General features: G+C 38.1%; 16 protein-coding genes. 8 read left to right on the forward strand and 8 right to left on the reverse strand.

The window, feature by feature from the left end; translation table 11 throughout:
* Positions 1–42: 42 nt before the first annotated feature.
* From H7992_RS07595 to H7992_RS07605, 3 genes are all read right to left on the reverse strand, one after another.
* Positions 43–411 (reverse strand): hypothetical protein, encoded by a 369-nt coding sequence (locus tag H7992_RS07595; RefSeq protein ID WP_187047155.1) that lies wholly within the window; start codon positions 409–411, stop codon positions 43–45.
* Between the two features lie 664 nt (positions 412–1,075).
* Positions 1,076–1,396 carry a YflT domain-containing protein gene (locus tag H7992_RS07600; protein WP_187047823.1) on the reverse strand — a complete coding sequence of 107 codons (321 nt, stop codon included), beginning with the start codon at positions 1,394–1,396 and terminating at the stop codon, positions 1,076–1,078.
* A gap of 80 nt (positions 1,397–1,476) precedes the next feature.
* Positions 1,477–1,809 carry a hypothetical protein gene (locus tag H7992_RS07605; protein WP_067207112.1) on the reverse strand — a complete coding sequence of 111 codons (333 nt, stop codon included), beginning with the start codon at positions 1,807–1,809 and terminating at the stop codon, positions 1,477–1,479.
* A 102-nt stretch (positions 1,810–1,911) separates the two neighbouring features.
* Here H7992_RS07605 and H7992_RS07610 point away from each other — a divergent pair, with 102 nt between their 5' ends.
* From H7992_RS07610 to H7992_RS07635, 6 genes are all read left to right on the forward strand, one after another.
* Entirely contained in the window at positions 1,912–2,457 is a 546-nt protein-coding gene (locus H7992_RS07610; RefSeq protein WP_187047156.1) for a YusW family protein, read from the forward strand.
* Between the two features lie 212 nt (positions 2,458–2,669).
* Entirely contained in the window at positions 2,670–3,083 is a 414-nt protein-coding gene (locus H7992_RS07615) for a BlaI/MecI/CopY family transcriptional regulator (RefSeq protein WP_187047157.1), read from the forward strand.
* A 3-nt stretch (positions 3,084–3,086) separates the two neighbouring features.
* Entirely contained in the window at positions 3,087–3,935 is an 849-nt protein-coding gene (locus H7992_RS07620; protein ID WP_187047158.1) for a M56 family metallopeptidase, read from the forward strand.
* A gap of 42 nt (positions 3,936–3,977) precedes the next feature.
* Positions 3,978–4,637 (forward strand): DsbA family protein, encoded by a 660-nt coding sequence (locus H7992_RS07625; protein WP_231885782.1) that lies wholly within the window; start codon positions 3,978–3,980, stop codon positions 4,635–4,637.
* 37 nt (positions 4,638–4,674) lie between these two features.
* A complete protein-coding gene (locus H7992_RS07630) occupies positions 4,675–5,031 on the forward strand; it encodes a disulfide oxidoreductase (protein ID WP_255428678.1) in 357 nt (118 codons plus the stop codon).
* 382 nt (positions 5,032–5,413) lie between these two features.
* Complete coding sequence (locus H7992_RS07635; RefSeq protein WP_187047160.1) at positions 5,414–6,055, forward strand: VTT domain-containing protein; 642 nt, start codon at positions 5,414–5,416, stop codon at positions 6,053–6,055.
* Between the two features lie 401 nt (positions 6,056–6,456).
* On the opposite strand, the gene H7992_RS07640 is transcribed toward H7992_RS07635, so the two are convergent.
* The 3 genes from H7992_RS07640 to H7992_RS07650 are packed head-to-tail and all read right to left on the reverse strand — an operon-like array spanning position 6,457 to position 9,121.
* The gene (locus H7992_RS07640; protein ID WP_255428619.1) at positions 6,457–7,026 is read right to left on the reverse strand and encodes an SCO family protein; all 570 of its coding nucleotides are present in this window, start codon (positions 7,024–7,026) and stop codon (positions 6,457–6,459) included.
* 1 nt (position 7,027) lies between these two features.
* Positions 7,028–8,443 (reverse strand): sensor histidine kinase, encoded by a 1,416-nt coding sequence (locus H7992_RS07645; protein ID WP_187047162.1) that lies wholly within the window; start codon positions 8,441–8,443, stop codon positions 7,028–7,030.
* A 3-nt stretch (positions 8,444–8,446) separates the two neighbouring features.
* Positions 8,447–9,121, reverse strand: coding sequence for a response regulator transcription factor (locus H7992_RS07650; protein WP_231885784.1), 675 nt, complete (start codon positions 9,119–9,121; stop codon positions 8,447–8,449).
* Positions 9,122–9,286: 165 nt separating this feature from the next.
* On the opposite strand from H7992_RS07650, the gene H7992_RS07655 reads away from it, so the two are divergent.
* Entirely contained in the window at positions 9,287–10,039 is a 753-nt protein-coding gene (locus H7992_RS07655) for a FixH family protein (RefSeq protein ID WP_187047163.1), read from the forward strand.
* A 59-nt stretch (positions 10,040–10,098) separates the two neighbouring features.
* On the opposite strand, the gene rpoN is transcribed toward H7992_RS07655, so the two are convergent.
* Together rpoN and H7992_RS07665 are read right to left on the reverse strand one after the other, a co-directional pair.
* Entirely contained in the window at positions 10,099–11,403 is a 1,305-nt protein-coding gene (rpoN, locus tag H7992_RS07660) for an RNA polymerase factor sigma-54 (protein WP_187047164.1), read from the reverse strand.
* Positions 11,404–11,632: 229 nt separating this feature from the next.
* Positions 11,633–12,217: a manganese efflux pump MntP gene (locus H7992_RS07665; RefSeq protein ID WP_187047165.1), complete on the reverse strand. Its 585-nt coding sequence runs from the start codon at positions 12,215–12,217 to the stop codon at positions 11,633–11,635.
* Positions 12,218–12,447: 230 nt separating this feature from the next.
* On the opposite strand from H7992_RS07665, the gene H7992_RS07670 reads away from it, so the two are divergent.
* Positions 12,448–13,086: a class I SAM-dependent methyltransferase gene (locus H7992_RS07670; protein ID WP_187047166.1), complete on the forward strand. Its 639-nt coding sequence runs from the start codon at positions 12,448–12,450 to the stop codon at positions 13,084–13,086.
* The last annotated feature ends 7 nt before the right edge of the window (positions 13,087–13,093 follow it).

Genomic DNA, 13,093 nt, shown 5'->3' on the forward strand with positions numbered 1-13,093 from the left:
TTGCACACTCTTTTTATCATCTAGACTTCGGTGCTCTTGTTCTTAGCTCTTTTTCTTCATTAAAATCACGATGAACTGGACAATAAATGCCAGTCCCAATCCAAAGGAAGAAATGATGAACAAGGACAAGATTCCGAGTACATCACCTATCCCATTCGGATTCATTAACAAGCTGCGGAAAAACTCTGCAAAACCGAGAGCCACACCAATCAAGAAAATCCTGAAAGCAATTTTCAAATTGTAAAACAGCAGTAAAAATGAAAAAACACCGATGATTAGCCCGAAAAGACCAAATGTTAAGTAGTTTGTAAAGACAAGCGTTTGACCCAAAACAGTTCGAACACCTACTATGAGAAGAACGAAACTTGTAAGTCCAGTGAAAAAACCAATCTTCCATAACTTGTTAATCATAAACCGCACCCACTTCCATTGTTCATCATATCGAATAATGGTGTGATTATGCCAATGAAAGCATTAAAAAAGTGAAAACGTAAGCGGTTTGCTCGCCAACCGATCAAAACCTTCGCGGAAGCAATCATATCCCCGGCTAACCGATCATAACTGACGCGGAAGCAATCATATCTCCGACGAACCAATCATAACCGACGTGGAAGCAATCATATCTCCGTCCAACCGATCATAACGGACGTGGAAGCAATCATATCTCCGTCCAACCGATCATAACGGACGCGGAAGCAATCATAACCCCGTCTAACCGATCATAACCATCTTGGAAGCAATCATATCCCCGACGAACCGATCATAACCGACGTGGAAGCAATCATAATCCTGTCCAACCGATCATAACGGACGCGGAAGCAATCCTATCTCCGACCAACCGATCATAACCGATGCGGAAGCGATCCTATCTCCGTCCAACCGATCATAACGGACGCGGAAGCAATCATAACCCCGTCTAACCGATCATAACCGATGCGGAAGCAATCGTATCTCCGTCCAACCGATCATAATCGACATCCAACCGACCATATATGCAACGAACTAAATAATCCCCCAAGCAATCAAAAAAATCCCATTCCTCATATCAGAGGAATGGGATTCATAAACTTATAAGTTATTTCTTCGCAATTAGGATAAGTTTCCCTTGGTCAAGTTCTGCCTCTGCATCGGCAGCTTCTGCCGTGGATAGTCCTGCAGCTTCCATCTTGCTACGGAGTTCATCTCCGCGAGAAGAGAACATGTTTTTCATACTATCCAAGAAACCTTGTTCTTTCATACCTACGCTTTCTGTATCTAGCGCATCCGTTATGTGACTGGCTCTCTTTTTGTCATGTGCAAAAATATAAATCTCATCATGTGTATATCCTTGTGTTACCAATTTCTCGATTTCTTCCTTTGCCTGAACGGCATTTTCAACAGTTTTTTTAACAGTCATTAAAATTACCTCCATTTTTTGTTCTCCTTTTTTATATTCCCCAAAAAGGTAAGGACTAAACAAAAAAATGAAAGTGCGGATCATCTGGGCAAACTTTGATAGGTCCTGATGAAATAAGTTGGGTCTGTATCGACTTCATAAGTGAAGACACCTTGGGTTGTATGTAAATAGAAAAATCCTGCTCCGCTGGAAAACGGCTTATAGGACATATCATGCACGTGTTCTAATCTGAATGTATTTCGTGAAGTTGAAATCGAGTCAGTATATAAATGGATACTATGCACGGTACGCTTTGTTTTTTGGTCATACCAACCCATAACTCGTTCGACTGAAATATACGTAAGTGTAGCAACAGTTTGCTTAATCGATTCATTCATTGAAATTCCTCCGTTATCACAATTTATATTCATCATTATCCCCATCCTAACAGGTATTTATCGATATCCAAAATAGGTAGTTTTTTCATGTGTAAAAGTCACTCGATGGGGAATGGACTGTATAAGGAGGTAGATACGATGAAGAAAATTTCTATTTTCATCTTGACCATGGCATTATCCTTTGTGCTTGTTGCTTGCGGGAACGCTGAAAAAAATAATGATAAGGTAGTGGACGAACCTATTACGGGAGAGAATAGTAATGGGGACACAAATGGTGCGACTTCGACGGAGGGAACTAGTAGCCCTGAAACTGAACAAAATACAGATACCGTCAATCAAGATGATATGCAAAAAAAGATGGATGAACTTGGCTATGCTGATTTCGAACTAAAGCTTGACTATGCGAATCATCAGGAATATGAGGCAGAGCTTGAAAAAAATAGTGACAATTCAATCGATGCAGAAATTGAGGATTCACTTAATAATATCAAGAAAAAGGGGACAGAGGCATTCAATGAACTGTATCCATTGGTGAAACAGTTAACAATTACTCAACAGACAGGGAAGGAAGCTGCCATTCAAGAAGTAATGAAGGTATTCGATTTACCGACAGATTATACGGAATTTGAGCTAGAAATTCGATTTAAAGACGGTACAAAAATTGAATTTGAAGATGATAAATAAACAATAAATAGCTTCAATAATAGGTTGTGAAAATCTCCTCGGTTTAAATGCCGGGGAGATTTTTGTCTGAATTGTTAAAGACAACCTGACCTAAATAAGGAGAATATAGGGCAACAAATGTTACAGATTTGTTAATTGTCTGTTTTTCAAAAGAGAATTCTTGACTGGATAAAAGACTAGCACTACAATGAGTAATGTGGAGATGAGTAGTCATGAAAATCAGGAAATTTAAGTTGAATGAAAGTGGGCTAAACCGCTTTTTTGGCCCTCTTGAGGCAAAGATTATGGACGTTTTATGGAATGATGTCGAAATGACTATTAAAGATGTTCAGCAAGTACTTGAACGTGAAAAATCAACGAATTTCAATACAGTAATGACTGTTATGAATCGATTAGTAGACAAGGAGATTCTTTGCAAGAGACTGGAAGGACGGTCGTTTTTGTATAAACCGCTTCTATCAAGGGAAGAATTTTTGACTACACAGTCGAAAGAAATGACAAATGAGCTGATGGATGAATTTGGAAGTGTCGTTGTAAGTCACATGCTAGATGCACTTGAAGATGTAGATGATGCTCTCGTGGCCAAGCTCGAACAGAAAATAAAAGAACTGAAAAAGGGCATGTAACGTATGTACAAACGTCAATCATTAAGTATGCTTATTGTGTCACTCATAATTTCAGGGACGATTTATCTTCAAATGGGTTTGTATCTGATGTCGATCATAGCAGGCTGGGATATTGGTCATAACCTTGTTGTCGTCTGTCACAGTTGGATGAAAAATATTGGCTTGTCTTCTCTTGAGTATGTCCTCGATGCATTTGTCATTTATACGTTGTTATTTTCGATATGGAAAATAGGATCACAATTTTATCATGCTTCACGAATGAAAAAACGATTTAAGCAGTATGAAGAAAATACGCTCACAACCGAAATGAATCAAACTTATAGCGATGGAAAAGATGGATTTATTGTGATCTCGCATCCTTCACCGATTGCAATCACAATGGGATTTGTTCGTCCTAAAATCGTATTATCGACGGGATTGATAAGCCTATTAAATGACGATGAATTAAATGCAGTAATTTCTCATGAGATGTATCATCAAAAAAATCGTGACCCCCTTACCATCTTTTTGATGTCACTTTGTTCGTCCACGATGGGCTATATTCCGATTCTAAAATGGTTTAATCAGAAATATAGCATCATTAAGGAATTGTCAGCGGATGAATATGCAATTGAAAAACAACAGACGTCTGTTAACTTAGGGAGTGCGCTTTTAAAGATGCTTAAAGTGTGCAAAAATGAAAAAATGCCTTTTGTCTATGCATCATTTGCTGATACATCTGTCAATTATCGGATTGACTATATCCTGAATCCGTTAAAAGGAATCCAAATAAAGCTACCTGTGAAGGTTATGCTTCTGTCAGTAACGATTTTTTGCTTCATTTGTGCACTATTTATTTACGCTCTTGCGTAAATTTTTATTTCATTACACTACGTCATGTAGTTCAAATTAGGAGTGTTTACCTTGTCTAAGAAGATTTTTTGGATTGTTGGTTTAGTAGTTATTTGTATCGTAGGCGTTATTGTTTTAACGGACGCCAATCAAAAGTCAACCGTTATAGATGTAGAAGGGCAGCCGTTCTTGGGTGAAGAGTCAGCACCAGTTGACATTATTGAGTTTGGTGATTATAAATGTCCAAGTTGTAAAGATTTCAATGATAGACTTTTTCCGGTTATTTATAAGGAGTTAGTTGAAACGGGGAAAGCCAAGTTTTACTTTATGAATTACTCCTTTATAAACATCGATTCAAATCGATCCGCTCAATTTGCAGAAACGGTTTATCAAGAATTAGGGAATGATAAGTTTTGGACTTTCCATGAATTATTATTTAGTAAGCAACCAGAAGATTTAACCTACGAAAAAAAGGACTTATATACGGAGTCATTTTTGGAAGAGGTTTTAGCGGAAGTGGCAACTGAAGAAGAAACGAATAAAGTAATGCAGTCATTTGGTGAAAGCAAGGGGAAAGAAGCTTGGGAGAAAGATATGAAAACGGCCAATAACCTAGGTGTATCCTCCACACCAACAATCTTTATAAGTGGAAAACAATTTACGGGTAGTACGTTAGATGATTTCACAAAAATGGTGGAAGAGGCGGCTGCTAGTGGTAAGTAAACCGCTCCTCCTTGCCTGGTTAGCATCGATTACAGCGATGGTAGGAAGTTTGTTTTTTAGCGAGCGTATGGGCTTTGTACCATGCACTTTCTGCTGGTATCAGCGAATAGTTATGTACCCACTAGTTCTGTTCCTTGGCATGGCATTTTATCGAAATGACCGCGATATATATAAGTACGTACTTCCGATGTCAGTCATAGGCATGCTTCTATCTGGTTATCATTATGCGTTGCAGAAACTGCCTTCATTGCAAGAATTCAGTACGTGTACGAGCGGGGTTCCATGCTCGGGACAATATATTAATTGGTTTGGTTTTGTAACGATTCCTTTTTTGGCACTCATTGCTTTTACTTTTATTACGGCGATGATGTTGATGCTTTGGAGACGTAAATAATAGTATGAGTAATGCCTCCCTGAAATCATTGGGGGGGCATTCTTCAAATATAGGAAAGTATAAGTTTGTTCGACATAGAATGGTGTCTAGACTCTAGGCACCAGCCGCACGGAGGCTCACAGGATGTTGGGTCTCCTTTAGCTGTTGCCGCAGGACGCGGCGTACTTAGGCTAGGTTTCCTTGAAAGTAATCCGGCTATGTGGCAAAGAGCGCCACGTCGCTTGATCGACTTATGTCTGCTATTCTTTTTGGCACCTTGCACTTTTATAAGGTGTATCGCTATTTTATTCTGTTACGTGACAACGATCAAAGAAACAAGTATGATGAATAAGGTTGTTTCCGTCAATGAATCTGACAAATACTATTGAAAGTGAGTCTATGTATGACTATTATTCAAAACATATTCAGCTTCATATTACATATTGATGAGCATTTGGTTGAAATTATTCAAAATTTCGGCTCGCTGTCATATGTACTATTATTCTTAATCGTGTTTGTTGAAACAGGATTAGTTATTTTCCCATTCTTACCAGGTGATTCTTTGTTATTTGCAAGTGGGGCTCTTGCTGCAATGGGGGCATTTAACATTGTACTTCTCCTTATTGTGTTCTTTACTGCAGCTGTCATTGGGGATACTGTAAATTATCAAATCGGTAAAAAGGTCGGGACAGCGATCAAGCCTAATAGCTTAATTGGTAGAGTCATTGATCAAGAAAAAATGGATAAAGCAGAGAAATTCTTTAATAAACACGGTGGTAAAACGATAGTGATTGCCCGCTTTATGCCGTTCATTCGTACATTTATACCTTTTGTTGCAGGGGCTAGTCGTATGAATTATCGCTACTTTTTCATTTATAATGTAGTAGGCGCAATTCTATGGGTAGGAATTTGTACGATTGCAGGTTATTTCTTCGGGAATATTCCTATCATTAAAGATAACTTTTCCACTGTTATTTTATTAATTATCTTTGTGTCTGTTCTGCCAGTTGTTATCAGTTTTATGAAGAGTCGTTTGAAGAAATAATGAATGTATTGCTAACAAGGAAACACCTCCAAAGCGGATAAGCCTAGGAGGTGTTTTTGTCTATTATCTTTCACGTCTGTTGATTAACCATTTTCTTGCATAAAGAGCAGGTAAGAAAGGCTTGAAAAAACCCATTTTCACTGAATCATTTTCGGTCCGCTTTTGGCGAACTAGTCATGACATCTTTACCGAGGCGCAAGTGTGACGGATGAATAAGCACCATACGATTATCGAAAAACGATGTGTAGGGATGCGACGAGGCCACATCCCTACACATCAAGAAATCTCGATAATCGTATAGAGGCCTTTCAATCCAAAGCGATCCAAATTTAATGTACACGAAGCTCCTGCTGTTTAATTAAGTTATTTACGGGTTGTTTTTGGTTAATCAACACATGTGATTATCTTTGAATCTTTTTGATATCCTTCATCATTTCCTTGACATAGGATGCATCTACATAATTATATTCATTCACAATACTGCCTTGCTGATCAATCAAATAAAAGTTAGTTCCGTGAATGACTTGATTGGATGAGGAAGGTTTTTGGACAATTGTTTGAAATTGATCCCTTGCGAAAGCTTCAATTTCTTCCTGTGTATATCCCGTTAATATATGCCAATTCTTTTCATCGTCCGTAAATTGGTGGATGTACTCTTTTAACACATCTGGTGAATCAATTGTTGGATCGACAGTGAATGATACGAATTCGACTTGAACGCCTTCATCCTCGAACTTTTTTTGCAAATCCGCCATCTCTAGTGTCATCGGGGGACAGACGGTCTTACATTTTGTGAAGACGAAATCAGCAATCCAGACTTTCCCCGTTAGTTCATCTGTACCGAAAGGCTGTCCATTTTGGTCTGTATAAGAAAATGGGACTATTTCCTTTCCACTATGAGGTACAGAACTGCAAGCGGAAAGCAAGACTGCAATGACAAGGGGAATAAACAGATAGCATATGTTTTTCAAATTACACCTCTTCTTGTTCATCAATAGATAAGCCGGGCAATCGAATCGTTACGGTTGTTCCTGTCATGGTGTCGCTAGTCATCTCGAAAGTTCCGTTGTGCAGTCGGATGATTTCTTTGACAATAGGGAGCCCTAAGCCTGTTCCACCGGTTGTCCGATTCCGGGCTTTATCTGTCCTGAAAAAACGATCGCCAATTCGCTCTAGATCTTCATCGTCAATAAGAATTCCATCATTTGTCACTCGGAATTGAAGGAAAGCATCTTTTTTCGTTAATTCAATTGCCAAGGTTCCGTTTGTGGCGGAATACTTCACGGCATTGTCTATGGTATTGTAAAAAATTTGTTGAATTCTTTTTGGATCAGCTGTTAGAATAAGTTCTTCTTCTATAGTCAATTCGAGAGATAATTCTTTTTCTGCAATATGAATTGTGAACAAACCAACTGTATCTACTAATAATTGCGCGATGGCAATAGGCTGAATGTCAATTGTATACAAATCTTCTTGAAGATGATTTAATTCCACAAGATCAGTGATCAATTTGGTCAGTCGATCTGTTTCTTTTTCAATCGTTGTCAAATAGCTTTGTGCTTCTTCGGGCGATGAATATATTTTGTCTTTAAGAACATGCGTGTAACCGCTAATATAGGTGAGCGGTGTACGGAGTTCATGCACGATGTTTGACGTGAATTCCTTTTTTCGTTCTTCCTGTTGTTCAAGTGAAAGGCTCATCAAATTGAACGCCTTCGTCAATTGGCCGACCTCATCGTTCCTTTCGCTTTGAATCCGGTTTGAATAGTTCCCTTTAGATACTTCAAAAGAAAGTCGCTGAAGATCTTGCAACGGTTTGAATAAAGAATGCCAAGTGCGATTGACAACTAAGAAGAGTATGAAGAAAAATAAGCAGCCAACGATCAAAAGTATTGGAATGCTTCCCCGGAATACATCTTGAACTGCCGCAAGTGGAACATAAATATAGATGAAACCGATAAGTCCGTTCTCACCTTTGATTGGAAAAATGGCGCCTAGAATTTCATGGTTAAGTTCTTTTACGAATCCCTCTTTTAATACATAGGCTCCTTTTTCCAACTCAGCCATGTCATTTGCATCGACAAGTGTTTCATAATTGACCTCGTAAGGGAAATAGGAAGTGAGATCCTTTAAGTTATCAACTACGATAATTTCATATTCTGACACGATGTTATACCATTGGATTTTATCGATGATTTCATCACTTAATTCCCCGTAATGGTAATGAGAAGCCGTCCTTTTCCCTTGATAGACAATGGATTCTTCAATACTTGTCAAATACAATTCAGAATAGAGATAATGGATGAAGAAAAAGGAAAAAAGAATTGTAAACCCGATACTGGAAATCAGGACTATACCTATTTTTTTGCTTAATGTAAGTGTCTTCAATCTTCACACCTCGAATTTGTAGCCGATACCCCAAACTGTTTCAATTAGATCACCGTTATTACCCATTTTAAGTCTTAACGTTTTGATATGTGTATCGACTGTACGCTCGCTACTTTGATGTTCTTCACCCCAGACGATGTGCAGCAGTTGTTCCCTTGAATAGACGCGACCTTTATTTTTAGCAAGCACATGAAGCATACCGAACTCCTTTAATGTTAATAATAAGGGTTTTCCATTCAATGACACAGTATGTGCTCCATTATCGATTACGAGTGGCCCGACAGTTAATGTATCGGCAACTGGTATATTTTGATAAGATCGTCTCAGAACGGATTCAATCCTTGCAAGAAGCTCTCCCGGTAAAAATGGTTTGACAATATAATCGTCGCCGCCAAGCTTTAAACCTTGTATTTTATCCCATTCATCTCCTTTTGCTGATAGAAAGATGAGTGGGATTGTCGATGTCCGCTTTATTTCTTTGGCGAATGTAAAGCCATCCATGAAGGGCATCATTACATCTACTAGTAGCAACTGTGGATTTGTTTGGTCTATCAAAGACAGTGCATGGATCCCATCTGTAGCCTCGACGACAGTGTAACCTTCTTTTTCGAGGAACATTCGAATCAGTTTCCTCATTTGTGGTTCATCGTCTATAATCATAATGGTGGATGAATTCAAGATAAAACCTCATTTCAATTATAGGTTGCTCATTGTACTCATTTTCTCTAATAAATGTGAAAATCATGTGAAGCGCGGTAGTTCACACTTAGTTCTAACTTATCTATTATAATCATAACGAACATAAGGAACTACGTTAAGTAAAACGACTATGGGGGAATCTTGATGAAAAGGAAATTTGGTTTGTTAGTGGGGCTATTCATGCTGGCCGCTATGGCAGCATGCGGTAAAGAAGAAGCGGTAAAAGTGGACGAAACAGGAGTACCTCTACCGCTGGATGTGAAGCTAACAGTGACAGAACAAGTTGATGTGAATGGTATTATAAAGATGGAAGCAGTTGTTACACAGGGCGATGACAAAGTAGATGACGCTGATGAAGTTGAATTTGAAGTATGGGAAGAAGGAAAAAAACACGAAAGTTTCAAGGTTGAATCGACGAATGACAAAGACGGTTTGTATACAGCAGAAACTTCTTTTGAGCATGACGGTCTTTTCCACGTTCAAGTGCATGTAACAGCAAGAGGTTTGCACACAATGCCGAAAAAAGAAGTGACAGTAGGTAATGGCGGGAATTATGAAGAAGCCATTGAAGGCGAAGCTGAACACGAACATGGGCATGCAGAAGGATTTTCGATGCACTTCATGAAACCTGAAAATATGAAGTCCGGCGAATCTACTGAATTTGTCGTTCACTTGCAATTAGATGGAAAACCATTTGAAAAAGCACAAGTACGCTATGAAATTTGGAATGAAGAAAATCCGGACAAACACGACTGGGTCGACGTTGAAGAATTAGTTGCCGGTGAATATACAGCTTCATACACATTTGCACAAGTAGGTCCGCACAAAATTCAAATCCACGTAAAAGATGATAAAGAATTACATGAACATGAAGAACATGCGATAGAAGTTAACTAAAATGAGCACGGAGAGTACCTGACAAATAAGTCAAGTACTCTCCGTGCTTTTTTTGTGAATTATACTTGAATATCTTTACGTTTGCTGGAGGAAGGTATATTTAACTCCTCTCTATACTTACTAATTGTTCGCCTAGAGATTGTGATGCCCTTTTCGCGATTAAAGTATTCTGCTATTTTTTGGTCAGAATAGGGTTTGAATTTATTTTCCTGAGCTATAAAATTCTCCAAAAGTGTTTTCACTTTCGTTTGAGAAATGCTAGTGCCGTCCGCAGTTTCTAACTTCGAAGTGAACAGAATTCGAAGGTCGAAAGAACCGAACGCGGTCTGAATGACTTTGTTGGTAGTCGCTCTGCTGACAGTTGATTCGTGCATTTCAATTTCATCAGCTACTTCTTTTAGCGTTAATGGTCTCAATGAAGAGAGTCCATTTATAAAAAAACTTTCCTGTCTATCTAACAGGACTTGCACAATTTTAATAATCGTATTTCGGCGCTGTTCAATACTGCTAAGAAGCCATTCTACATTTTTATATTGAGTATGGATATATTTTGATACATCATTTTTCGTTTGAAGATGTTGCGTGTACTCTTTATTGACATGAATAGCTGGTAAATAGCCGTCATTCAGATGGAAAACTAATTTATCATCTTTTGATTCGACAATAATGTCAGGAGTTAAATACTCAGTTGGGAAATTGGAAATAAATGTGCCTGGCCTCGGGTTAAGCGTTTGTATGAAATCGTAAAGCTCTTTTACTTCCCTCATTTCGATGTTCATTTGTAAGGCGATTTCATTCCATTTATGGTCAGCAAGCAAGTTTAAATGATGTTCTACTAAAAAGGCAGCTGACATTTGTTCAGGATAGGTGTATGTAATTTGCAAGAGCAGGCATTCCTTTAAGTCTCTAGCCCCAATTCCTACTGGACCCACTTCTTGAAGTAAAAGAATTCCTTTATCAATATCAAATTCATCAAATTCTAGATAGAAATCTGGATCCTTACCAAGAACACGTAAATAGCCATTGTCATCCAGATTATAAATGAGATACTTTAACAAATTTTGGATGTGTTCGTCTGAATAAATGAATTTTGCGTCATCGAATAGTGTGTCCCGCATGTTTCTTTCAGTACACTGGAATAGATCCTCCGGCATCTCGGAAGAACCAAAAGTAGATGTCCGCTGATTCACTCTCTCTTCATATGTATTTTTTTCTTTCAGTTCGATAATCGGATTTTCAAGCTCTTGTTGCCTTATAAATTGTTCAAGTTCATACGTCGAGTATTGAAGTATTTCAATTGCTTGTCTTAACTCGAATGTCATTAACAGATTCTGTTCCTGTCGTTGTTGGAGTACGAGCACCATAAAACCCCTCCTTTTGAAGCTGATAAGTAATGTAAGCGTTTTCAAGTAGTGGTCTTAAGTGTACCATATGTTTCTGAAAACTTCGATAAGAAAAGAAGGTAATGTTGAATGAGAAGGTAGGTAAAACTGGTGCCATTATAGTGATGGATACTGATTTGACTATCTCATTTGCGAATAGGGATGTCGTTATGATTTTTACATTTATTTATGCGAAATTGAGTAAGTACTATTAGAAAAACATTTCATAAATGCCGATTATGATGAGCAAAAGTCCGGCGATTTTAGAGGAGTACTTGCCGAATAGTGTATTGCCAATTGTATTACCGATTTTAATACCTAGAGAAATTGAAATCAGTGAAAATAGTCCAATTGAGATTGAAGTGAAAAGCGGAGGGAAGCCTGTAATACCTGCCCCAAAACCAATTGTTAAGCAGTTTAAGGAAAGTAGAAATCCCAAAAAAGTTGATTCTTTTAAAGTGATTTTCATTGGTTGTTCTAAACCTATAAATACGGGGCTATTGTCTTCTGTTTGAATGGATTTATTTTTAATGAAAAATGGCAATGGCGCTATAAACCATATACCAAGGATGGTAATTAAGAAGCCGCCAGTGAAGTTAGCTATTGATTGTGAAAAGTAATTGGATAAAAAACTCCCCGCTGATATGGAGAAGAATGCAAATACAATAGAAATAAGAGAAATAATGAAATTGTATAGGAAAGGAATTCTTTTTAATTTTAAGCCGTATGAAACACTTATTGCTAAATTATCAATGTTTGCAGCAATACCGATTAATAATATAGATATCCATTGCATACTTATTTCCCCCTGCAACTGTTTGTTTATCATCTATCTATATGAGCAAATGGGAAGTAGCGTGCGGGCCCGGTTTACGAAATGATGAGGGAGCAATTGATGCGGGCGAATAAGACTTCGTTTTGTTTTTTTATTGGCATTTCTAGATGGGGTGTGGTATAAATATTGATATTACGCCTATACCGTAGTAAACTACTCGGAATAATATACTTGAAAAAAGGAGTTTTATTATGGGACGCGAATTCATCGATATTTTTGATGAGTGGATTCACTTGTATGACGCATCAGTTGCTGGGGAGGATCCTGAATACCGTGATGTATTTGAAGGCTATGACGAGATTCTAAATGCTGTCGCAAGCAAAGTTATTGGAACTATTCTTGAATTCGGTACAGGGACGGGAAATCTGACAGCAAAATTAATAGATGCCGGTCATCAAGTGATTGGCATTGAACCGAACACTGCGATGCGGCGATTAACGGCGGAGCGATTTCCTTCAATTGAGGTCAAAGATGGGGATTTAATTGATTTTGAAACTGATGGTATAACAATTGATTCAATCGCAAGTTCATATGTATTTCATCATTTAACAGATGAAGAAAAAGGAATTGCGCTGAAGAAGTATGCACAATTGTTACCGATAAATGGAAAAGTCGTCTTTGCCGATACCATTTTTATAACGGAAGATGCAAAGCAGGCTCAGATAGATAAGGAGCGGGCAAGAAACTTTCATAATGTTGCAGACGATTTAGAACGTGAATATTACACAGTACTGCCCGTATTGTTGAAACTATTTCTAGAAGCCGGATTCGAAGTGACGTTTAAACAATTGAACGATTTTGTCTGGCTAATGGACGCGACTAAAAAATAAGGGGAGA

The organism is Sporosarcina sp. resist (assembly GCF_014302295.1).
Classification (GTDB): domain Bacteria; phylum Bacillota; class Bacilli; order Bacillales_A; family Planococcaceae; genus Sporosarcina; species Sporosarcina psychrophila.

Coding starts and splice junctions, on each gene's coding strand:
- H7992_RS07670 (WP_187047166.1), top strand. CDS start 12,448: ATGGGACGCGAATTCATCGATATTTTTGATGAGTGGATTCACTTGTAT.
- H7992_RS07605 (WP_067207112.1), bottom strand. CDS start 1,809: ATGATGAATATAAATTGTGATAACGGAGGAATTTCAATGAATGAATCG.
- H7992_RS07615 (WP_187047157.1), top strand. CDS start 2,670: ATGAAAATCAGGAAATTTAAGTTGAATGAAAGTGGGCTAAACCGCTTT.
- H7992_RS07665 (WP_187047165.1), bottom strand. CDS start 12,217: ATGCAATGGATATCTATATTATTAATCGGTATTGCTGCAAACATTGAT.
- H7992_RS07630 (WP_255428678.1), top strand. CDS start 4,675: ATGGTAGGAAGTTTGTTTTTTAGCGAGCGTATGGGCTTTGTACCATGC.
- H7992_RS07595 (WP_187047155.1), bottom strand. CDS start 411: ATGATTAACAAGTTATGGAAGATTGGTTTTTTCACTGGACTTACAAGT.
- H7992_RS07610 (WP_187047156.1), top strand. CDS start 1,912: ATGAAGAAAATTTCTATTTTCATCTTGACCATGGCATTATCCTTTGTG.
- H7992_RS07600 (WP_187047823.1), bottom strand. CDS start 1,396: ATGACTGTTAAAAAAACTGTTGAAAATGCCGTTCAGGCAAAGGAAGAA.
- H7992_RS07635 (WP_187047160.1), top strand. CDS start 5,414: ATGACTATTATTCAAAACATATTCAGCTTCATATTACATATTGATGAG.
- H7992_RS07620 (WP_187047158.1), top strand. CDS start 3,087: ATGTACAAACGTCAATCATTAAGTATGCTTATTGTGTCACTCATAATT.
- rpoN (WP_187047164.1), bottom strand. CDS start 11,403: ATGGTGCTCGTACTCCAACAACGACAGGAACAGAATCTGTTAATGACA.
- H7992_RS07655 (WP_187047163.1), top strand. CDS start 9,287: ATGAAAAGGAAATTTGGTTTGTTAGTGGGGCTATTCATGCTGGCCGCT.